This window comes from Sphingobium sp., from assembly GCF_032153725.1.
In the GTDB taxonomy this organism is placed as follows: domain Bacteria; phylum Pseudomonadota; class Alphaproteobacteria; order Sphingomonadales; family Sphingomonadaceae; genus Sphingobium.
Genome location: NZ_JALDYQ010000065.1, coordinates 1 through 21,686 on the forward strand (window position 1 = coordinate 1; position 21,686 = coordinate 21,686).

The 21,686-nt window shown below is 64.6% G+C and carries 15 protein-coding genes; 5 read left to right on the plus strand and 10 right to left on the minus strand.

The annotated features are described in order from the left end of the window. Positions 1 to 388: 388 nt before the first annotated feature. Positions 389 to 5,068 (plus strand): NAD-glutamate dehydrogenase, encoded by a 4,680-nt coding sequence (locus tag RUH75_RS18145; RefSeq protein WP_313808567.1) that lies wholly within the window; start codon positions 389 to 391, stop codon positions 5,066 to 5,068. Between the two features lie 112 nt (positions 5,069 to 5,180). On the opposite strand, the gene RUH75_RS18150 is transcribed toward RUH75_RS18145, so the two are convergent. Further along, a complete protein-coding gene (locus RUH75_RS18150) occupies positions 5,181 to 6,101 on the minus strand; it encodes a VacJ family lipoprotein (protein WP_313808568.1) in 921 nt (306 codons plus the stop codon). Between the two features lie 258 nt (positions 6,102 to 6,359). Here RUH75_RS18150 and RUH75_RS18155 point away from each other — a divergent pair, with 258 nt between their 5' ends. The 4 genes from RUH75_RS18155 (at position 6,360) to RUH75_RS18170 (ending at position 9,569) form a co-directional block, all read left to right on the plus strand. Further along, a complete protein-coding gene (locus RUH75_RS18155) occupies positions 6,360 to 7,019 on the plus strand; it encodes a PepSY-associated TM helix domain-containing protein (protein ID WP_313808569.1) in 660 nt (219 codons plus the stop codon). 17 nt (positions 7,020 to 7,036) lie between these two features. Beyond that, positions 7,037 to 7,567 carry a DUF2271 domain-containing protein gene (locus RUH75_RS18160; protein WP_313808570.1) on the plus strand — a complete coding sequence of 177 codons (531 nt, stop codon included), beginning with the start codon at positions 7,037 to 7,039 and terminating at the stop codon, positions 7,565 to 7,567. Between the two features lie 110 nt (positions 7,568 to 7,677). Then, complete coding sequence (locus RUH75_RS18165; RefSeq protein ID WP_313808571.1) at positions 7,678 to 8,595, plus strand: DUF4198 domain-containing protein; 918 nt, start codon at positions 7,678 to 7,680, stop codon at positions 8,593 to 8,595. A 101-nt stretch (positions 8,596 to 8,696) separates the two neighbouring features. Next, on the plus strand, positions 8,697 to 9,569 hold the full coding sequence (locus RUH75_RS18170; protein WP_313808572.1) for an FAD:protein FMN transferase: 873 nt from the start codon (positions 8,697 to 8,699) through the stop codon (positions 9,567 to 9,569). A 300-nt stretch (positions 9,570 to 9,869) separates the two neighbouring features. Here the strand turns inward: RUH75_RS18170 and RUH75_RS18175 are convergent, their stop codons facing one another. The 9 genes from RUH75_RS18175 to RUH75_RS18215 form a co-directional block, all read right to left on the minus strand. Continuing rightward, entirely contained in the window at positions 9,870 to 10,553 is a 684-nt protein-coding gene (locus tag RUH75_RS18175) for a Fe2+-dependent dioxygenase (protein WP_313808573.1), read from the minus strand. Continuing rightward, the gene (locus RUH75_RS18180; RefSeq protein WP_313808574.1) at positions 10,547 to 11,299 is read right to left on the minus strand and encodes a tetratricopeptide repeat protein; all 753 of its coding nucleotides are present in this window, start codon (positions 11,297 to 11,299) and stop codon (positions 10,547 to 10,549) included. Before RUH75_RS18180 ends, RUH75_RS18175 begins: the two co-directional genes overlap by 7 nt. Beyond that, the gene (locus RUH75_RS18185) at positions 11,299 to 13,725 is read right to left on the minus strand and encodes a TonB-dependent receptor domain-containing protein (RefSeq protein WP_313808575.1); all 2,427 of its coding nucleotides are present in this window, start codon (positions 13,723 to 13,725) and stop codon (positions 11,299 to 11,301) included. Before RUH75_RS18185 ends, RUH75_RS18180 begins: the two co-directional genes overlap by 1 nt. A gap of 169 nt (positions 13,726 to 13,894) precedes the next feature. Further along, complete coding sequence (locus tag RUH75_RS18190) at positions 13,895 to 14,650, minus strand: energy transducer TonB (protein WP_313808576.1); 756 nt, start codon at positions 14,648 to 14,650, stop codon at positions 13,895 to 13,897. Positions 14,651 to 14,813: 163 nt separating this feature from the next. Then, positions 14,814 to 17,228, minus strand: a complete 2,415-nt coding sequence (locus RUH75_RS18195) for a TonB-dependent receptor (protein WP_313808577.1) — start codon at positions 17,226 to 17,228, stop codon at positions 14,814 to 14,816. Positions 17,229 to 17,314: 86 nt separating this feature from the next. Next, positions 17,315 to 17,590 (minus strand): ribbon-helix-helix domain-containing protein, encoded by a 276-nt coding sequence (locus RUH75_RS18200; RefSeq protein WP_313808578.1) that lies wholly within the window; start codon positions 17,588 to 17,590, stop codon positions 17,315 to 17,317. 61 nt (positions 17,591 to 17,651) lie between these two features. Further along, a complete protein-coding gene (gene phbB / locus RUH75_RS18205) occupies positions 17,652 to 18,374 on the minus strand; it encodes an acetoacetyl-CoA reductase (protein ID WP_313808579.1) in 723 nt (240 codons plus the stop codon). A gap of 37 nt (positions 18,375 to 18,411) precedes the next feature. Then, a complete protein-coding gene (hemH, locus tag RUH75_RS18210) occupies positions 18,412 to 19,380 on the minus strand; it encodes a ferrochelatase (protein WP_313808586.1) in 969 nt (322 codons plus the stop codon). Then, on the minus strand, positions 19,380 to 21,650 hold the full coding sequence (locus tag RUH75_RS18215; RefSeq protein ID WP_313808580.1) for a molybdopterin cofactor-binding domain-containing protein: 2,271 nt from the start codon (positions 21,648 to 21,650) through the stop codon (positions 19,380 to 19,382). Before RUH75_RS18215 ends, hemH begins: the two co-directional genes overlap by 1 nt. Positions 21,651 to 21,686: the final 36 nt, after the last annotated feature.

A 21,686-nucleotide genomic window follows, 5' to 3' on the forward strand; every position in this document is an offset into this window, starting at 1 on the left:
CGCAGGAACACGGTGTGTATTTAGGAATGCTCAGCTAAGCCGACCGTCCGCTCTCCACCCAAACCTGCCCTTCCAGGCCAAATCCCCCCACGTCCTGAGTGGCGATCCCTTTTATCGCAGGCCCCTTTATCGGCAGGAATGACCGCGCAGGATTGACAGAACGGGATCATGGGCCGATTCCCTTCGCTATCCTCAAGGGCGTTCGTCCACCATGTTGCGCCGCATCATATTATTTCAATATGACGTAACTTTATTTCCTATTCTGGGTTGAGCCTCACGACACAGTGGCGCATAGTGGACGGCATCAGTCGGGAAGGCGCGTGGCGGTTCTCCACCGTCTTCTCCGTTCGACGGAAGCGGGACAGTCCCGCAGGGAAGAGGGTGGCGCATGACGGCATTGGCTGAATCGAGGCAGGTTGACCACAGCATAAGCGAAGCGCTGGAGGCGGCGCTGGCGCGGAGCACCCTGCCCGGCGAGAGCGAAGGCTTCGATCAGGACGCCGTACTGGATGCGGCCGGCTTCATCGCCCGCACCGCCGGCACCCGTCGGCCGGGCCATGTGGCCATCGCCATGGAAACGCTGGGCGAAGGGGTGGCGGGGCGCTTCATGCGGATCGCCATCATCAATGACGACATGCCCTTTCTGGTGGATAGCATCGCCAATGCGCTGGCCGCCGCCGATATCATCATCCATCGCCTGCTCCATCCCGTGCTGTCGGTCGAGCGCGACGGCAACGGCCATCTGAAAGCGATTCTCGACGATGAAGCCGCCGGCGCCCGCCGGGAATCGATGATCTATATCGAGGCTGACCGCGCCGATGCAAAGGCCCGCCGCGCGCTGGAAAAAACATTGCAGGACACGCTGGCCGATGTCCGCGCCGCCGTCACCGACTGGCCGAAAATGCGGGAGGCGATGGCCGCCGACGCCGACAATATCCCCGATGAGGAAGGCGCGGCGCTGCTGCGCTGGTTCCTCGCCCGCCACTTCACCCAGATCGGCCATGAACGCCGCCGCCGCGACGGCAAGGTCCCCGAAACGGCGGACCTGCGCATCGGCGTCTGCGCCCTGCACGACCAGCCGATCCTGGCCCCCGTCACGATGGAAGCGGCCTTCACCTGGTTCGAGGAAGGCAGGCGCACGCCCCTGATCATCAAGTCAAACCGCCTGTCGCGGGTGCACCGTCCGGTGCTGCTGGACCTCATCATCGTGCCGGTGCGGGATGGCAAGGCGGTCACCGCCCTTTCCATCCATGCGGGCATGTGGACCAGCGCCGGGCTGGCGACGACGCCGGACAAGGTGCCGCTGCTGCGCTCTGCGCTGTCGGCGCTGATGGACAAGTTCAACTTCGACCCGCACGGCCATGCAGGCAAGGTGCTGACCCATGCGCTGACCGCCCTGCCCCATGACATATTGATCGGCTTCGACCGCGAGACGCTGGAGCGGCTGGTGTTGACCTTCATGTCGCTGACCGACCGGCCGCGTCCGAAGCTGGTGCTGGGCACCAGCGCGCTCGCCCGCCATCTCTACGCCTTCGCCTGGCTCCCGCGTGAGGAATTGACCACGGCGCGGCGCGTCGCGGTGCAGGACATGCTGGCCCAGGCCTGCAACGGGCCGGTGCTCAGCTGGTCGATCGCGCTGGAGGAAAGCGGCCTCGCCTTGCTGCGCATCACGCTGGACCTGCGCGATGGCGGCGTGGCGCCCGATGAACAGCCGCTCGACCGGCAGTTGAAGCAGATGGTGCGCGGCTGGCTGCCCGCCGTCGAGGAAGCGCTGGCCGAAACGGAGGAGCCCGGCCGCGCCGCGACGCTGGCGCAGCGTTATGCGCCCGGCTTTCCCATGGGCTATCGCAACGGCGCTGGCCCGGCGGAGGCGGCGATCGATATCCAGTTGCTCCACGGCCTGTCCGGTCCCGGCGACAAGTCGATCCGCATCTACCGCAATGCGGAGGACGGGGCCGAACGGCTGCGGCTGAAGCTCTACAGCCATGACGCCATCGCCCTGTCCGAAGTCGTCCCCGCCTTCGAGAATTTCGGCTTCCGCGTGATCGATGAGATGATGACGGCGGTGGACTCCAGGGATCAGGAGGGCGCGCTGGGCCATGTCCAGCGCTTCGTCCTCGAACTGCCCGCGGGCGGCGACGCCGACGCGGTGATCGCGCGCGCCGACATCGTCACCGAAGCCATTGCCCAGGTGACCGAGGGCGTGGCGGAAAACGACCGTTTCAACGAACTGATCGTGACGGCGGGCCTCGACCAGCGGTCGGTCGTGCTGCTGCGCGCGCTGTTCCGCTATCTGCGCCAGACCGGCATGGCCTATGGCATGGCGACCTTCGCCGAAACGCTGCGGCGCGAACAGGGCATTGCGCATCAGCTGATCGAGCTGTTCGAGGCGTTGCACGATCCCGCTGCAAGGGATGGCGCGGTGCGCGCCGCAGCCGCGCAGGCGGCGATCGACGCCGGGCTGGAACAGGTGACGGCGATTGACGAGGACCGCGTGCTCCGCCTGCTGCGCGCCGTCATCACCGCGACGCTGCGCACCAATTTCTATGCCCCCGCCGCTCAGGAAGCACTGGCGTTCAAGCTCGACAGCGCGCAGATCCCCGGCCTGCCCGCGCCGCTGCCCTGGCGCGAAATCTGGGTCTATTCCCCCCGCGTCGAGGGTCTTCACCTACGCGCCGGCCCCGTCGCGCGCGGCGGCCTGCGCTGGTCCGACCGGCGCGACGATTTCCGCACCGAAATCCTCGGCCTCATGAAGGCGCAGCGGGTCAAGAACGCCGTCATCGTGCCGACCGGGGCAAAGGGTGGCTTCTATCCCAAGCAGCTCCCCAACCCACAGGCAGATCGCGACGCCTGGTTCGCGGAGGGCACGGAAAGCTACCGCATCTTCATCCGCGCGCTGCTGTCGGTCACCGACAATATCGTCAAGGGCAAGGTGAAACATCCCGCGCAGGTGGTCGTGCTGGACGGCGACGATCCCTATTTCGTCGTCGCCGCCGACAAGGGCACGGCGACCTTCTCCGACGTCGCCAACGCCATCGCGCTGGAACGCGACTTCTGGCTGGGCGACGCCTTCGCCAGCGGCGGTTCCAACGGATACGACCACAAGGCGATGGGCATCACCGCCAGGGGCGCGTGGATCAGCGTGAAGCGCCATTTCGCGGAGATGGGCGTCGACGTGCAGAGCGAGCCGGTGCGCGTCGTCGGCTGCGGCGACATGTCGGGCGACGTGTTCGGCAACGGCATGCTGCTGTCGAAGGCGATCAAGCTGGTCGCGGCCTTCGACCACCGTCATATCTTCCTCGACCCCGATCCCGATCCGGCGAAATCGTGGGAGGAACGCAACCGGATGTTCCAGCTCCCCCGCTCCAGCTGGGACGATTATGACAAGACGCTCATCTCACCGGGCGGTGGCGTCTTCCCGCGCAGCCTGAAAAGCATCCCCCTGACCCCGGAAGTACAGGCGATATTGGGCGTCACCGATACGGAAATGGAGCCGACCGCGCTCATCTCCGCGATCCTGCAAAGCCCCAACGACCTGCTCTGGTTCGGCGGCATCGGCACTTATGTCAAGGCCGCCGCGCAAAGCCATGGCGATGTCGGCGACCCGGCCAACGACCGCCTGCGCGTCAATGCCGAACAGCTCCGCGTCAAGGTGGTGGGCGAAGGCGCGAATCTGGGCACGACCCAGGCCGCGCGCATCGCCTTCTCGCTGCGGGGCGGGCGGATCAACACCGACTTCATCGACAATTCAGCGGGCGTCGACTGCTCGGACAATGAGGTCAACATCAAGATCGCGCTCAACAAGGAAATGGCGGAAGGCCGCCTGGTTTTCGACGATCGCAACAGGCTGCTGGTCAGCATGACCGACGCGGTGGCCGACATCGTGCTGGAGGATAACCGGCTCCAGGCGCTCGGCCTCTCCATCGCGGAAGCGGGCGGCGCGGCGGACCTCGCCAGCTATGTACGGCTGATCGAGACGTTCGAGGAAAGCGGGCGGCTCGACCGGCAGGTGGAGGGACTCGCCGGCAATGAACAGTTGATCCGCCGTGGCCAGGATGGGCTTGGCCTCACCCGCCCCGAACTGGCCGTGCTGCTGTCGACCGCCAAGCTGGCGCTTCAGGACGCGATCGAACATGGCGACCTTGCCACCGACGCCAGCATGGGCAGCGAACTCGCCCACGCCTTCCCGCCCGCGATGCAGAAGAAGGAAGCCGATGCGATCGCCGCCCATGCGCTGAGGAAGGAGATCATCGCCACCAAGGTCGCGAACCGCATCGTCAATCGCCTCGGCCTGATCCACCCGTTCGAACTGGCGGAGGAAGAGGGCTGCTCGCTGGCCGACCTTGCCAGCGCCTTCCTGATCGCGGAGCGGCTCTACAGCATAGACCGGCTGTGGGACGATATCGACGCGGCGGACATGTCCGAAGCCGCCCGCCTCGCGCTGTTCGGTGACATTGCCAGCGGCATGCGCGCGCAGATCGCGGACATATTGCGCGCCCTGCCAACCGGCACGCTGCCCGAAGCAGGGCATGCCGCGCTGGCCAAGGGCGTCGACAAGCTGGCGAAGAAGGTCGACGATCTGCTCACCAGCGAAGCGTTGCGCCGCGTCACCGCCGTCACCGACCGCCTGCTGGCGCTAGGCGCGCCGGAGGACCTCGCCCGCCGCACCGCCGGACTCTTCAAGCTGGACGGCGCGGTCGGCATCGCCGCGCTGGCCGGACGCCTGTCGGTGGACGAAGTCGGCCTTACCCGCGCCTTCACCCATTTGGGCGAAGCGGTCGGCATCGACTGGGTCCAGTCCACCGCAGCGCGCATGGAACCGTCCGACCCGTGGGAACGGCTGCTGATCTCCGGCGTCGCGCGCGACATGCAGCAGGTGCGGCTGGACTTCCTCGCCCTGGGGAAAGGCAAGGACATCGCCCATCATGTCGAGGAGTGGCTGAAGGCAAAGGGCGCCCGCATCCAGCAATTCCGCGCCCTCGTCCACCGCGCCAAGGCCGCCGCGACCCCCAATGTCGCCATGCTGGCGGAAATCGCCGGACAGGCGCGGGGACTGTTGGGGCGGTAGACGCCGCCTTTACACGCTCGGTGCTCCTGCGCAGGCAGTCGTTCCACCGGTTTGAACTGGGCTCCTGCCTGCGCAGGAGCACGAAGCGCCTGGTACCAGCTATTATACCGGCCTATTCAGCCCCATCCCCCCCAATCGTCACCGGCCCCTTCCCCAACCCCGGCCCATAAACCGGCGGCACATCCTCGACCGTCCGCCCATGCAGCGCCTCGATCTCCGCCTTGCGCTGGTTCAGATACAGCTCGCGATAGGCGGCATAGGGATTGTCCTGCTGCCGGATATTCTGGATCGTCTCATCGAATGCCGCGCGTTCGCCCAGCTGGTTCAGGATCGTCGCCGGGATCACATATTTGGGCTGGTTGAACGGTTTCCCGATGGCAAAGGGCACCACCATCTTGTCCACCGTGTCCCCGATGATGTCGCGCAGCGTGGTCGGCCCGACGATCGGCAGATACATATAGGGGCCCGGCCCCACGCCATAATAGCCCAGCACATTGGCCAGCCCATTGGGCCTGTAGGGCAGGAAGAAAGGCTTGCGTTTCGCCACGTCGAACAGCCCGGCCACCCCCAGCGAAGTATTGATGGTGAAGCGCCCGGCCGTCTCCATCGCCTTGCCCGGCTTGAACTGGAGCATATAGGCCAGGAACACCACCGGCTCCTGCAAATTGGAGAAGAAATTGCGCAGCCCCTTGCGGGCCGGCTTGGGCAGGCCCTTCTTATAGGCCCTGGCGACCGGCTCCACGACGGCCTTGTCGACCGCCTGCACCGTCTGAAAGCTCTTTTCATTCAGCCGCTCCAGCGGATCGCCCGGCGGCGGACGCGTGCGGCCGGTGACGACGATGTCGCCCGGCCGCGCGGGCGGAACCACAGGTTCGGCGGTTGTCCCCGGCAGGTTCGGCATCACGGGTGGCGGCGGTATGACCAGCACCTGCGGGGGTGCTTCCACAACAGGCGGCACAGGCGCCGGCGATGTGCCCGCCTCCGCCTGCGCGCCCATCATCAACATTCCAGCGGCAACGGCCGGCATCAGCATATGTTCGTCCTCAGCAGGCAGCCATCGGGACCGATGACAGTTTCATGTCGCCCCCGTTTCAGAAACGGCGGCTAGTTGGGATGATGCCACCCGTCAATAGCAGGACGACGCCGCCCTCCGCCGACCGCCGCTTGCCAACACCATCCCGGCTATGTCCCGTACATTTTGATACAAATTTCGCGCGTTCCCAGGTTTGCAATTGCGAGTCGTTCGCGTTATTCATCCACCTCCTTCCACACAGGACTCGCCCCGCTCCCGATGCACGCACCCGTCCGCGCTCAGCCGAAAAAGAAGAAGAGCCCCAAGGCCTTCTGGCTGAAACAGCTTCACAGCTGGCATTGGGTGAGTTCCGCCATCAGCCTGATCGGCCTGCTGCTGTTCGCCTTCACCGGCATCACGCTGAACCATGCCGCCGATGTGGAAGGGTCGCCGCAGACGATCACCAAATCCGCCACCCTGCCGCCCGCCCTGCTGAAACAGGTCGCGCCAGATGACGCCCCCGACGCGAAGAAACCCCTGCCCGCCCCGATCGCCACATGGGTGGAAAAAACCATCGGCCAAAGCGGCGTGGGCCAAGGAGAATGGGGCGAAGCCGAATGGTCGGCGGACGAAGTCTATCTCGCCCTTCCCCGCCCCGGCGGCGACGGCTGGATATCGATCGACCGGCACAGCGGCAAAGTCACCAGCGAAGCGACCAGTCGCGGCTGGATCAGCTATCTCAACGACCTGCATAAAGGCCGCAACGCGGGCAATGCGTGGAAATGGTTCATCGACATCTTCGCCGTCGCCTGCTTCCTCTTCGCCCTGACCGGCCTGCTGCTGCTCTGGCTCCATGCGAAGAAGCGCCCGACCACCTGGCCGCTGGTCGCCATGGGCCTCGCCATTCCGGCGATCCTCGCCATCATCTTCATCCATTAAGGGGGATATTTCACCTCATGCAGATCAGTCACAGGATCGTCCTGACCGGCGGCGCGACATTGAGCGCGGTCGGTGCCCTCGCCGCGCCCGCGACCGCCCGGACGCTGGACGTCACGCTCACCTTGCCGCGCCTGTCGGTGGCCGAATATCACCGCCCCTATGTCGCCGTCTGGCTGGAGAAGGAGGGCGCCCCCGCCCGCACCCTCTCGATCCTCTATGACGTCGACAAGCGCAACAATGGCGGCGCCAAATGGCTGCGCGACGTGCGCATGTGGTGGCGCGCCTCGGGCCGTTCGCTGACCGTGCCGGCTGACGGCGTGTCCGGCGCCACCCGCGCGCCCGGCACCCATAAGCTCAGCTTCACCTCCGGCACGGGTGGCATGCCGGCCCTCGCCCCCGGCAAATATACGCTGGTGGTGGAGGCCGCCCGCGAAAATGGCGGCCGCGAACTGGTGCGCGTGCCGCTGAACGTCACCGCCACAGGCGCCAGGGGCAGCGCCACCGGCCAGTTCGAACTGGGCACCGTCAGCGCCGTCCTGTCGCGCTGAAATAGAGGCTGCCCCACTCTCCACATGTTCCTGCGCAGGCAGGAACCCAGTCCCGCCGTTCGAACTGGACTCCTGCCTCCGCAGGAGCACCCCGTGAACAAGAGGAAGCCATGACCAAATTCCGCAAACTGCTGCTGCTCGCCGCCACCGCTGCCATCGCCCTGCCGCAAATGGCGGGCGCTGCGCGTCCCTGGCTGCTGCCGTCCGAAACCATGTTTACGGGATCGGGCAATGAATGGCTGACGGTCGACGCCGCCATTTCCAGCGACCTTTATTATTTCGACCACCCCGGCCAGGACTGGCAGCCGATCGTCACCGCCCCGGACGGCAGCACGGCACAGGTCGAAAACCGCGCGCTCGGCAAGCTGCGCCAGACCTTCGACCTCGGCATCAAGACCAGGGGGACCTACAAGATCGCCATCACCAACGAAATGCTGATAGGCAATTATATGCTGAACGGCGAGCGCAAGATGCTGCCGCGCGGCACCACCGCCGCGACGCTGGCGACCGCCTTGCCGCAGGGCGCGACGGACGTGCAGACCGCAACGGCGCTGACCCGCATCGAAACCTTCGTGACGGCAGGCGAACCGGATCGCAAGGTCTTCACCACGACCGGCAAGGGGCTGGAGATGGTGCCCGTCACCCACCCCAACGACCTTGCCGTGGGCGAAGCCGCCACCTTCCAGTTCCTGCTGAATGGCAAGCCCGCCGCCGGCCTCGACGTCACGGCCATCCCCGGCGGCATCCGCTACCGCTCCGACCTCAAACAGATGGACGCCAAAACCGATGCGCAGGGCAAGGTCAGCTTCACCTGGCCGGAAGCGGGCATGTATTGGGTCAGCCTCAGCACCGGCGGCCGTCGTGGCCCCGGCGGTGAAGGCCCGGCTGGCCCCGGCGGCGCCCCGGCCACTGGCCGTCCGCAGGGTGCGCCACAGGCTCCCCCGCAGGGCGAAGACGGCCCGCCGCGTCCCATGGGCCCGCCGCAGGACCGCGCCACCTATGCCATGACGGTCGAGGTGCAGGGCTGACCGCCACCCCCATCCGCATCGCCATCCCGCCCGGCCTGTCGCCCGATGCCTTCGGGCCGGGAAACCGGCTGGGCCGGATCAGCGATTTTGGCGGGCCGACCATGGGCACTAGCTGGTCGGCCCGCATCGTCGATGCGCCTGAAGGCAGCACCGAGGCCATCGAAGCGGTGCTGAACCGCGTCATTGCGCAAATGAGCAATTGGGAAGCGGACTCCGCCATCAGCCGCTTCAACACCGCGCCCGTGGGCCAGTGGATGGCCCTGCCCGCCGAGATGTTGACCGTGCTGCGCGCGGGGCTGGACATGGCGCGGCTGTCGGGCGGCGCCTTCGATCCGGCAGTGGGACGGCTTGTCGCGCAATGGGGCTTCGGTCCCGGCGGCCTTACCGGCCTGACCGAAGCGCCCAACCACCCCTCCCCCTGGACCGCGATCGAGGTGGAGGGCAACCGCGCCCGCCGCACGGCTGACGTGACGCTGGACTTTTCCGGCATCGCCAAGGGCTTTGCCGTGGATGCCGTGGCGGCGGTCCTGCGCGATCTGGGCGCCACCCATTTCCTCATCGAAATCGGCGGCGAATTGCGCGGACGGGGCGTCAAGCCCGACCTCCAGCCCTGGTGGGTCGATGTGGAGGCGCCTCCGGGCCTGCCCCTCCCCACGCTGCGCATTGCGCTTTGCGGCCTGTCGGTCGCAACCTCCGGCGACTATCGGCGGTTCCGGGAAGAGGACGGCGCCCGCCTTTCCCACAGCATCGATCCGATCACCGGCGCGCCCATCGCCAATGATGTCGCCTCCGTCACCGTCCTCCATGACAGCGCCATGCTGGCCGATGCCTGGGCGACCGCCATCACTGTGCTCGGCCCCGACCGCGGCATGACCCTCGCCACACGCCACGGCATCGCCGCCTGCCTGATCCGCCGGGCGGAGGGCAGCGGCCAAGAATATATGACCCCCGCCCTGACCGCGATGCTGGAGTGACAGTCCGGGGTGGATGTCGGACGGTCCGCTTATCCGTCATCCCCGCGAAAGCAGGGACCCATCTCCTGAGCGAACTGCCAGATGCAAGGTTGGGAGATGGGTTCCCGCTTTCGCGGGAATGACGAGAGTGGGGATGTCGGAAAATGGCCAAAACCATCCAAACCTCCGACGATTTCCCTGTCCTACAGCCCGCAAAATCCGCTACGCCGCGCGCGGCTCTTTGAAATAGGAAATATCGGCAGAAATCGCCCTTTTCCGTACCCCTATCGTGTCACCTATGTCACCCAAATCCTGTCGCGCTCAGGCGTCGGCCCAGCGCCGCAGCAGATTGTGATACACCCCGGTCAGCCGGATCACCTGCGCATTGTCCTGCCCCAGATCCCCCGCCAGCGCCTGAATGCTGCTGTCGAGATCGAACAGCATCTGCCGCGCCGCATCGTCCCGCACCATCGATTGCAGCCAGAAAAAGCTCGCCAGGCGCCGCCCCCGCGTCACCGGCTCCACCCGATGCAGCGAGGATGACGGATAAAGCACCGCATGCCCCGCGGCCAGCTTCACCCGCTGCACGCCGAAATTGGTTTCGACCGTCAGTTCGCCGCCATCATAGCTTTCCGGCTCCTCCAGAAAGATGGTGATCGACAGATCGGACCGCACGCGAAAGCCGGTGCCCGCCTGAATCCGCACTGCATTGTCGACATGGGTGCCGAAGGCCTGCCCGCCCGCATAGCTGTTGAACAGCGGCGGAAAGACTTTGAGCGGCAGCGCGACGGCAATGAACAAGGGCGACCGGCCCAGCGCATCCAGCACGATCTGCCCCGCCTGCCGGGCTTCGGCACAGTCTTCGGGCAATTGCAGGTTATGCTTGGCGAGCGCCGACTGGTGGCCGGAGGTGACATTGCCGTCCACCCACTGCGCCGCATCGATCAGCGCCCGGACGCGCTGCACGGTTCCGGCATCCAGCAGTTCGGGAATAACGGTCAGCATGCCGGCGGCTCCTCTCCCAGCAGGGCGGCCAGCCCCGCTTCCTGCAATGATGAATGACGCAGATAATCTGCCGCCTTGTCCATGAAGGCTGCCGTCGCCGTCTCCCGCACCCGGCCGAGCCAGCGCAGTGCTTCGTCCGTCGCGCCATCCTCCGCCAGCAACCGGGCAAGGTTGAACCGGCCGCGAAAATCGCCGCCCTCCGCCGCGATCCGATAATGGCGCAGCGCCTCTGCCCGGTCTACCGCCACCGCCCAGCCATCCTCATGGAAACTGCCGATATAATTGGCCGCCTTGGCGCCGATCAGCCCCGAATCGCTCGAAGCCCGGCGGAACCAGTCCAGCGCCGCGGCATGATCCTCCGCCACGGCAAGCCGGGTCGCGTAATTATACATCGCCTCGGCCAGCCCCTGCCCGGCGGCAATGCGGTAACATTCGGTGGCGCGGCCCATGTCGACCGCCACGCCCCAGCCCAGTTCATAGCAGCGCCCGACCATGTTGAGCGCGAACATGTCATGCCGGGCGGCGGCGCGATTGAACCAGCCAAAGGCCGCGCACGGATCGGCGGGCAGTTCGACCCCGTCCAGCAACATCTGCGCCAGCAGCAGCTGGGCCTGGACCACGCCCCCTTCCGCCGCGACGCGGATCAACGCCGCGCGATCCGCCCCCGGCTCCGCCAGCCGCGCGGCGAGTGCCTCCGCACCCATCGCGCTCAAACCGGCCAGCGAAGGCGGAGGCGCTTCATCCATCAATATTTGACGCTGAGCGTCGCGAAGGCCGACCGGCCCGCCGCGATCGTCGCATAATGGTTGGTATAGGCTTGGCTGAAATAGACCTTGTCGGTCAGGTTCTGAACATTGACGCTCAGGCCGACCCGGTCGCTAAACTCATAGCTGGCGCGGGCATCGAAGCGCCAATAGCTCGGCACCGACCGGGCGATGATCTTCGTCGCCGGGCTGACAGTCACCACGCCCGTGCTATCCTGCGTCGCCTTCCGGTCGTCGGCATAACCGCCGAACACCCGGCTCATATAGAAAGCGCCACCGCCGATATTGAGCTTGGGCAGCACTTCGACATTGGTCCAGAGCGAAAAGCTGTGCTTGGCCGTCTGCGGGAACTGGCGGCCGGTGTTGACGGATTCGACCAGCACCGTGATCCGTTGAGCAGACGGGATTGACGCATCGCTTAAAGCTGTGAAACCGCCGTCGACGATTTTCGCATCCATATAGGTATAGCCGCCAAAGACGCTCCACTTCGGCAGGATTTCACCGTTGAAGCCCAGCTCCACACCCTTGATCAGGCGCTCGCCGATGAACTGCGGATTGCCGTCCGGACCGGTGACACGGGCGTTCTTCGTCTCCGTCCGGAACAGCGCGATGTTCAACGACAGGCGGGAATTGAACAGGTCCGCCTTGGCGCCGACTTCATAGCTTTTGGTCCGCTCGACCTTCAGCGCGTCGACAAGCGCGGCGTTGTTGACTGTACCGAAGCTGTTGCCCTCCTGCCCTTCGCCTACCAGACTGTTCGGCGGCGTCGCGGCGGTGGAATAGGAAGCGTAGATGCTGGTGTTCGGCGTCGGCTTGGCCACCAGCCCCGCCTGCCAGTTCCAGATATCATCCTCCCGCGTCAGGCGGAAGCTCTGCGTCGCCGCGATCGGCTGGCCCGGCAGGACCGAGGATTTGAAGCTGTCGAAACGCAGGCCGAGATTGGCGATCAGCCATGGCGTCAGCGTCACGGAGTCGAACAGATAGGCCGACTGCGTATCGGCATCGGTCTGCGTTTCCGCGATCGGCAGGGTTTTGGAAATGGCCGCCGGAACCGCGGAGGTTTCATTGGCATAGTTGACCCAGGGATCGGCCGGATCGGGATTGAACAGGCTGGTGCAATTATAGCGCAACTGAGCGGCAGCCGAACAACGGGCGGCAGCGCCCAGCGTCCCTCCGGTCGTCAGCGCCTCATTGCCGCTGCTATTCACCAGACCGCGCGTGACATAGGAACCGCGCCGCGCCTTTTCCCAGGAAAATTCGACGCCTGCGGCAAAGCTGTGTTCGATGCCGCCGGTGTTGAATTTGCCGAACAGGTCGGTCTGGTTGGTCAGCGTATCGACATAGCCATAACGGCTGTTCGCGCGACGCCACACCAGACCGCTATTATAGACATTGCCCAGACTATCGTCCGGCTGAGTAAGGATATAGGCCTGATTATTGTGGCTATAGCGCACCGTGTTGCGCAACGTCATGCCGCCAAAATCATGTTGCGCGCGGACGGTGAACTGGTCCGTCTTGCTCTCGCGGAAATCGCGATTCTTCAGGCCGTAGAAGGTGTCACGGCCGACATGGCCGGTGCTGCCATTGGCCAGCGTCACGTCCCCGATCGCAGGCTCCGAATAAGTGAAGCCGGTCGGCGCGTTGCAGACCGTGGTCGTGCAGACATAGGTATAGGGAATGCCGCTGTCAGGCAATTCGTCGGTGTCGAGATGATACCAGGACAGCGTCAACTGGGTCGGCGTGTTCATGCCAATGGTGAGCGAGGGGGCGACGCCCCAGCGCTTCTGCCAGATGGCGTCGCGACCGGCTAGGTCCTGATCATGCCACATGCCCGCCACGCGAAAGGCGATCGTGTCCGTCAGCCTGTAATTAAGGTCCGCCGTGATCCGCTTGTAATCGGCAGTGCCGTAGGACAGTTCCGCGCTGGCGAAATCGCGGTCGCGGGGCAACTTGGTGATGATGTTGAGCGAACCACCCGCACTACCACGCCCGCCGAGCGAACTGTCGGAGCCACGCACCACCTGGATCTGCTCGATCGCGAAGGTTTCGCGCGACTGGGCCGAGCTATCGCGCACGCCGTCGACATAGGTGCTGCCCTGGCTGTCGAAGCCGCGGATGAAGGGGCGATCACCGATCGGATTGCCGCCCTCGGCCGCGCCGAAGGTGATGCCTGGCACGGTCCGCAACGCCTCGACCAGCGTTGCCGAACCGGTGTCCTTGATCACATTTTCGCTGACGATCGCGATCGAACGCGGTGTATTGATCAGGGGCGCGGTCGCCTTGGGCGAGATGATATCCTGATTATAACGGCCATTGACGACGATCTGGCCGGCATCCGCCTGTTGATCCACCGCCGAATCGTCGGCCTTGTCGAGCGCCAGGGCAGGACCCGATATGAAGGCCCCCACACAGCCTAACGCCAAAAAGGCCGGCCCTCCGCGCCGGCGGGTGTCGTTATGCATGACGATTGGTCCCCTTTTCATCCCTATTTTGGGGACCAGTTATTGAGACGCGTTCTCATAGTCAAACACTATTGAGAAACAAAAGCAGACCTGGCAGAAACGGGTCATGCCCGTGTCATCCTGGTCCGCTCCGCAGGACGAACGGGATTTCGACCACGCCCTTCACCCGCACGGCCTGCCCGTCGCGCATAATCGGCTTCCAACGCCAGCCGCGCACCGCATCCCGCGCCGCATCGTCGAGCCGGGAGAAGCCGCTGCTCCGATTGATGGCGATGCTTTCCACCGCGCCATCCATTCCCAGGGTCAGCGCGAGGACGACCGTGCCCTGCTCCCGCTTGCGACGGCTTTCGATCGGATAGCGCGGCGGCCTGCCCGCGACCATCTGCGTACCAAGATCTCCTCCCTGAACGACGCTTGGACCAGCCGACACGACGGGTGCGACGACGGGTGCTGGAAGCGCCACTGGAGGCGCGGGCGGCACCGGCTGCGGCGTCGTTGCCACCATTGGCGTGGGCGGCACCGGCACCTGAACCAGTGGCGACGGCGCAACGATCCGGGGCTGCGAGGGCGGCGGAGCGACATCGGCGGCGGGCGGCGGCGGTGGAGGCAGCAGGTTCACGACCGACAGGCGCGTCTCCCGCATACGCTGGACATGCTGCCGCGCCTGAATCAGTAGCGTGATCACCACTGCATGGAGGAGGAGGATCAGAATGATCGCCGGGATATTCAAAGCGCGCCGCTCTCCATAACGAGCGGGTAGCGTGTTCGGCTGGGCCACCCCTACACTGGGAACAAGCACCAGGGCCGCCGGGGGCGAGACGATCACGTCATCGGTCGTGTCTTCAACAAATATATCCGCTACGCGAAGCATGGCAGATCCCCTTTTGCGGCGTAAGTGCATGGCCGGGCCATAACGCGAATCATAATGCAACTCAATCGCATCTTTGAGCGGGTGGCGACCCGAGGAGGAGAGGAGTGCATCGCCACCCGCCCGTTTCCCCCGGCAAGGGACGAATGCCGGGGGGAGAAGAAAGTCAGAACATATAGTTCAGGCTGAACACCGCCGACCGTGTCGGGGCGGGCTGCGCCCAGCTACCGCCGACATTGTTGCGCACGGTCGTCACATATTTTTCGTTGGTGAAGTTCTGCACATTCACCTGCGCCTTCAGCTTTTCCGTGATCGGATAGGAGGCCATGAAGCGGTGAATGGTGTAGCTCGGCACCCGATAGCCCACATAGCTGTTCGCGACCAACTGGGCGAGCGTCGGCTGATTGAGCAGGAAGCTGCCCTGATAGGTCAGGCCATAGCCCAGCTCTAGGCCGAAGCCGAAGCGATAGGTGGTGAAGAGGCTGCCTGAATGTTTGGGCGTGTTGGTGAGCGCGTAGCCTGCCGTCGGATCGGGGAAGGCCGCGCTGTTGGCGCAAGTGCCCGCCGTGGGATCGACCGCACCCGGATGCGCCAGACAATAATCGGACACGCCCTGTTTGATCCTGCTCTTGAGATACATGTAATTGGCGGAGATGGTCCAGTTGCTCGTGATGTTGCCGGACGCGCCGAACGACACACCCTCCACCCGCTGGAAACCGTCGGTCGCCTGATCGGGCAAGGTCGGATCGCCCGACACCACCTTGATCTGGTTGCGGTCGTTGCGGAACGCCGCCAGCGTCAGCAGCAGCTTCTTGCCGAACAGGTCCGCCTTCGCGCCGATTTCGTAATTTTCGGTCGTCTCGGGCCTCACATTGCAGGTCAGCGTCGAGCAGGCACCGTCGACCGAGGCCTTGGACGGAAGCTTGCTATTGCCATAGGCGATATAGAGGCTGGTGTCCGGCGTCGGCTTCACCACCGCGCCGAGGCGATAGGAAAAGAGATTATCCTTGACCCGGAACGGCCCGGTGACCCCGCTCAGCTGGCCCAGCAACGGGGAGCCCGCCGTTGAGTTGAATGTGAAAGTGCGGTTCAGGCCTTCCACCTTCTCGTAACGGACGCCGCCGTTGATCTCGAACCAGTCGGTGAACTTCATCGTGTCGAACAGATAGGCGGCATAGCTGGTCTGCTCGCCCAGATTCCTGCTCGCCAGAATGAAGTTGATCGGGCCGGTATAGATGTTGCTACCATAGGTGAAACCGGCTGGCCCCTGCACCACTTCGCCGGGATTGGCGATGTTGACCAGCGGGAAGGTCGGCGTCGATCCGTCAGCGTTGCGCGGCAGCGTGCCCTGGGTCTGACGATATTTCTCCCACAGCGCGGACACGCCCAGCACCAGCGTGTGTTGAACGCCGCCGGTCGCGAAATCGGCACTGAGGTCAAGCTGGTTATATGCCGTCTCGTTGGAGATCAGCCGCTGCACGCCACGCCCGCCGGTCGGCAGATAATAGCCCGCTGGCACAGTCGCCGGACAGGCCGCGCTGACGCCGTTGATATCCATCGGCTGAAGACCGGTCGAGGCCAGACAGAAAGTGCCGTTGGGCTGGCTGGTGATCGTATTCTGACGGATATTCTCATAACGCGTCAGGTTGCGGATCTTCACCGTGTCGCTGAAGGCATGGCTGAAGATTGCCTGGATCGAATCCGTCTTGCTGTTCTGCTGATCCAGATTGGCGAAGCCATAATAGCCGCTTCGGTCGAAATCTTTCAGGAAGCCGCCATTATTGGCATAATAGCGCAACCCATATTGCGGCATCGCCCGGTCGTCCAGATGCTCATATTGCAGGGTCAGGCTCGTCGGGCCGTCAATGCCGATCGTCACGGCGGGCGCGACGCCCCAGCGCTTGTAATTTTCCACGTCGCGACCGGGCACGTCATTTTCGTGATAAACGGCATTGATGCGTACTGCGACCAGGTCGTTGATGCGCTTATTGGCATCCACCGTCGCGCGATAATAATTGTCGGTGCCGATGCCTGCGTTGAGGATCGTCTGATCGCCAGCCAGTGGACGCTTGGTGACCAGATTGATCGTGCCTGCGACGGAACCGCCGCCGTTCATCACCGAATTCGCGCCGTTGGTGACTTCGACCTGCTCGATATTATAAACCTCGTTGCGGTTCAGGAACGCGCCGGACCGCACGCCGTCAACCGTGACATCGTTCTTCGCATCCTGCCCGCGCAGGATGATTCGGTCGCCATAGCCGAAACCGCCCTCGCCCGCGCCGAAGGTGATGCCGGGCACGGTGGAAAGCACGTCGCGCAGCGTCAGCAGGTTCTGCTGCTGGATCGTTTCCTTGCCGATCACGGTGATGGTCTGCGGCGTGTCGAGCAGCGGTCGCGTATATTTCGGCGAATCCGCCTTCTCCACCTTGATCGGCGATTCATCGATCGCCGTGTCGGTGACCGTCATCCCACCCAGCTTGGCGCCCTGGACGCCATCCTGCGCCTGCGCCGCCGAGGCGAAGGCCATCGCGCCGACGCAGCCGAGCGCCAGGAAGGAAGGACGTGACGTTGCTTTAGACATGAAAACAGAACCCCTTTTTGTAACCTTGGGGGTTCTGCTATTGAGAGTCGTTCGCATAGTCAATGCTATTGCGAATAATTATTATTTTATAATCGTATATTATCTGTAAAAAGCCAGCATCTTATGGCGCTCGCCAGATTGGGAGGATCGTGGGCAGCCATGCGCGCGACGTCGATGCGCGCGATCAGCGCATTGACAGGCAAGCCCTCACGCACGGCGACCGCGCGGAGGGCTTGCCAGAAAACCGGTTCGAGGCTGATCGCAGTCTGATGACCGGCGATGGTCACGCTGCGCTTGACAGGCGGGGCGAAGGGCGATGCCGCCGGCGTCGAAGCATTTTCAGGATGGCCGCCTGTAGTCATCGGCCTGGAAAATGCGGCATCAGAAATGCCGGAACGCCATGGAAGACACCACCCTCCTCCATCAGTACATATGCTGGCCGCCGTTGATCGACAGCGTGCTGCCGGTCACGAAGCCGCCATCCTCGCTACAGAAGAAGGCGACGCCGCGCGCGATTTCATGCGCATGACCAAGGCGGCCGACCGGAATCTTGGCCACGATCTTTTCCAGCACGGCGGGCGGCACGGCGGCGACCATGTCGGTGTCGATATAGCCGGGGGCGATCGCATTGACGGTCACGCCATATTTCGCGCCTTCCTGCGCCAGCGCCTTGGTGAAGCCATGGATGCCCGACTTGGCGGCGGCATAGTTCACCTGACCATATTGACCGGCCTGCCCATTGATCGATCCGATATTGACGAAACGACCCCAGCCGCGTTCGCGCATCCCACTGAAGGTCGCCTTCGCCATATTGAAGCAGCCGCCCAGATTGATGCGCATCACTTCATTCCAGTCGTCGAAGCTCATCTTGGCCAGCACGCCGTCGCGAGTGATGCCCGCATTGTTGACGACGATGTCGATCGGCCCCAGCGCTTCGGTCACCTGCGCGCAGCCGTCCAGGCAGGCCTGGTGATCGCCCACATCCCATTTGAAGGAAGCAATGCCGGTCGCGTCCGAAAAGGCCTGCGCCTTGGCGTCGTTGCCCGCATAATTGGCGGCGACCGTATAGCCCATTTCCCTGAGCGCCAGACTGATCGCTTCGCCAATGCCACGCGTTCCGCCCGTGACGACTGCAACCTTGCTCATGATAGGCTCTCCTCAACAAAAAAGTGATGGACGAAACTTACCTCTCCAACCAGCCTGCCAGTTCGCGACGGGCCAGTTTCTCATACAGGTTCATAGCGTCCACAGACGCGTTCAAACAACTCAAATGGACAAAATTATTACCACCGGAAGCGATAAATTCCGCTTTGCCACGAATGGCGATTTCCTCTACCGTTTCCAGGCAATCGGCTGCGAATCCGGGTGTCAGGACTGCAATATTTCTGACACCTTCGGAGGGCAGCTTTTTAAGTACTTCATCGGTGGCCGGCCCAAGCCATTTCGCGCGGCCGAAACGGGACTGGAACGTCACCCGCACTTCGCATCCCAGCGCCTGCGCCAGTAATCGGGCGCTCTCCACGCATTGGTCGCGATAGGGATCGCCCAGCGCCCGCGTCCGCTCCGGCATGCCGTGGAAGCTGGCGATCAGCAGATCAGGGGCGAAATCCAGGGCAGCAAGCTGAGTCAGCGTGGAAGCGCGCAACGCCTCGACATAGGCGGGATCGGCATAATAGGGCGCCAGAGTACGGATCGCCGGTTGCGCGCGCATCCTGCCCAGCGCCACATAGGCCGCATCCAGCGCCGTCGCCGTCGTCGCCGCGCAATATTGCGGATAGAGCGGCGCCAGCAGGATGCGATCACATCCCGCCGCGACCATCGCCTCCAGTCGCGAGGCGATCGACGGATTGCCGTAACGCATCGCCCAATCCACCACCAGCTCCGGCAGGCGCTGCTGGAGCGCGACCGAAGCGGCGCGGGTGTGGACCGCCAGCGGAGAGCCGTCTTTCATCCAGACCTGCCCATAGGCATGAGCCGATTTGCGCGGGCGGGTCATCAGGATCGGTCCGCGCAATATCGGCTGCCAGAGCCATTGGGGGATTTCGACCACGCGCGGGTCGGAGAGGAATTCCCTGAGATAGCGTCGCACCGATGCCGCGTCCGGCGCATCGGGCGTGCCGAGATTGATGAGCAGGATGCCGATCTTGCCCATCATCCCTCCATCAGCAGCGGCACGCCGCGGAAACGCCGCCCGGCGGTGGTGAACAGCGCATTGGCAATGGCGGGCGCGACCAGCGGCGTCGCAAGATCGGTGAGGCCGTCAGGCGGCGCGGTGCTGCGGATCAGCTCCACCGTCACTTCCCCCACATCACCCAGGCGTGGCAGTCCCATGCGTCCGAGGATCGCGCGGGTCGGCATGCCCTTCGCATAGGGCACAGACGCGCCCATGGCATAGGCCAGTCCATGGATCAGACCACTTTCGATCTGCTGCCGGGCGATATCGGGATTGACCTGCTCCCCGCCATCAACGGCGGCGACGATACGGCTGACCTTCAATTTGCCTTCGGAAATTCCCGCTTCCACCATGACCGCGATGAAGGCGCCGTTCATCACATGCGCCGCCAGCCCCTGCCCGCTCCCGGCGATGCCACCCTGCCAGCCGCCCATGGCGCCCACGGTGGTCAGGCAATGGGCGAGGCGCGGATTGCCGCCCAGCATCTGGATACGGAAGGACATGGCCTCCATCTGCGCCTGATGCGCCATCTCGTCTATGAAACTTTCGGTGAAGAAGGCCCCGTGAAGATGGGCATTGCCCCGCGAAAAGCCGAGCGGCAGACCGGTATCGGCGGGAAAATGATCGACCGCCCAGTTCGGCACGGCATAGGGCAGATCCATGCCCGCCACCGCCAGTCGGGTGGAAACGCCAGCGGCCTCCGCGCTCGCCTCATGGGGCAATCTGCCATGGGCGATGCGCGCCCATGCCTGCGTCATCGCGCAGGGCGCCGCGACCTTGGCCGACCAATGTTCGATCGCCCCGTTACGGCCGAGCCTGCCCGTCATGCGCGCATGGGCAGGCGCGCTCGGCCGGTCCTGAATCACATCCTCCAGCCGGGACCAGAGCAACTGCACCGGCCGCCCTGCCTCGCGCGACAACAGCGCAGCCTGCACGCCCGCCTCATGATCCATCCGGCGCCCATAGCCGCCGCCCGCATGCAGGGGATAGAGCGTCACCGCGCCTGCCGACAAACCCAGCGCCCTGGCAATGGCGGCACGCGCCAGTCCCGGCGCCTGGGTCGCCATCCACACTTCCGCGCCGTCGTCCGTGATCCGCGCCGTCGCGCTCATCGGTTCCAGCCCCAGATGCAGTCCCGGCCGCACCTTATATTCGCTGGCAAGGATCGCCGTCCCCTGAGACAAGGGCGCGATATCGCCCTGCGCAAAAAGCCGCTCACCGGAAGAGGCAGAAAAGGCCTGCTCCAGCGCAGCCTCGATCCCGGCATTGTCCACGGGCCTGCCTGAAAGCTCGAAGACCGGATCGGCCAGGTCCAGCGCCTTGTTCGCCGCCCACCAGTTGCTGGCGACCACCGCCACCCAGCGTTCCTTCCGGATCAGCCTGAGGAAGCCGGTGACGGATTTCGCCGCGCCCTCATTGACGCTTTTCAGCACTGCGTCCCCGATCGGCCCCTGACGGATCGAAGCGAAGGCCATGTCGGGCAGGCGAATATCCGCCGCGAAATTATGGCTGCCGTCGATCTTGGACGGGGTGTCGAGCCGGGGCAGTTCCTGCCCTGCCAGCCGGTCCACATCCGCCTGCCGAAAGGGCAATATGTCAGGCAGGTCATAGGTCGCGGCATCGTCCACCACCTCGCCCAGCTTCAGCTTGCGCTTCCCGCCATCGGAAATGATCCCGTCCCGGATATCGCAGCTTTCCCACGCCACGTCCCAGCGCGCCGCCGCCGCCTTGCACAAAAGCACCCGCGCCGCCGCGCCCGCCTCGCGATAGGCCTGATGGAACATCGGGATGGATGTGCCCGCCCCTGTCAGCATCAAGGCGCGCCGCGTCGCATATTGATCGATGGTCCAGTCGCCCGCTTCGCCGGCCAACCGGCTCCAGTCATTGGCCAGCCATTCGCGCGCCAGCAGGGTGTTGGCGTAAAGCGGGCTGATCGGCGCGCCCTGCACGCCGACGGTGCGCCAGTCGGCGCCCAGCTCATCCGCCAATATCTGCGGCAGGAGCGTGCTGACCCCCTGCCCCATTTCCGTCTGCGGCATGATGACGATGACCTGCCCGGCCCGGTCGATCTTGAGGAAAGCATTGAAAGCGGTTTCGCCCGGCGCAGTGTTGAGATTGGGCCGATAGGCGCGCGGCCATGCCGCCCATGCCAGCAACAACCCGGCCCCCACGCCTCCGCCGATCAGCAGCGCGCGCCGGTTCAAACCCTTTTCCGTCTGCTGACCCTGCTTCCGCGGTGCGCGCCCCATATCTGCGCTGATAAAGAGGCTTCGAAGCGGTGGAAA

Bases quoted from the DNA above. Each gene is read 5' to 3' on its own strand.
- RUH75_RS18145 (WP_313808567.1), top strand. From the start codon at position 389: ATGACGGCATTGGCTGAATCGAGGCAGGTTGACCACAGCATAAGCGAA.
- RUH75_RS18150 (WP_313808568.1), bottom strand. From the start codon at position 6,101: ATGCTGATGCCGGCCGTTGCCGCTGGAATGTTGATGATGGGCGCGCAG.
- RUH75_RS18155 (WP_313808569.1), top strand. From the start codon at position 6,360: ATGCACGCACCCGTCCGCGCTCAGCCGAAAAAGAAGAAGAGCCCCAAG.
- RUH75_RS18160 (WP_313808570.1), top strand. From the start codon at position 7,037: ATGCAGATCAGTCACAGGATCGTCCTGACCGGCGGCGCGACATTGAGC.
- RUH75_RS18165 (WP_313808571.1), top strand. From the start codon at position 7,678: ATGACCAAATTCCGCAAACTGCTGCTGCTCGCCGCCACCGCTGCCATC.
- RUH75_RS18170 (WP_313808572.1), top strand. From the start codon at position 8,697: ATGGGCACTAGCTGGTCGGCCCGCATCGTCGATGCGCCTGAAGGCAGC.
- RUH75_RS18175 (WP_313808573.1), bottom strand. From the start codon at position 10,553: ATGCTGACCGTTATTCCCGAACTGCTGGATGCCGGAACCGTGCAGCGC.
- RUH75_RS18180 (WP_313808574.1), bottom strand. From the start codon at position 11,299: ATGGATGAAGCGCCTCCGCCTTCGCTGGCCGGTTTGAGCGCGATGGGT.
- RUH75_RS18190 (WP_313808576.1), bottom strand. From the start codon at position 14,650: ATGCTTCGCGTAGCGGATATATTTGTTGAAGACACGACCGATGACGTG.
- RUH75_RS18195 (WP_313808577.1), bottom strand. From the start codon at position 17,228: ATGTCTAAAGCAACGTCACGTCCTTCCTTCCTGGCGCTCGGCTGCGTC.
- RUH75_RS18200 (WP_313808578.1), bottom strand. From the start codon at position 17,590: ATGACTACAGGCGGCCATCCTGAAAATGCTTCGACGCCGGCGGCATCG.
- phbB (WP_313808579.1), bottom strand. From the start codon at position 18,374: ATGAGCAAGGTTGCAGTCGTCACGGGCGGAACGCGTGGCATTGGCGAA.
- hemH (WP_313808586.1), bottom strand. From the start codon at position 19,380: ATGGGCAAGATCGGCATCCTGCTCATCAATCTCGGCACGCCCGATGCG.
- RUH75_RS18215 (WP_313808580.1), bottom strand. From the start codon at position 21,650: ATGGGGCGCGCACCGCGGAAGCAGGGTCAGCAGACGGAAAAGGGTTTG.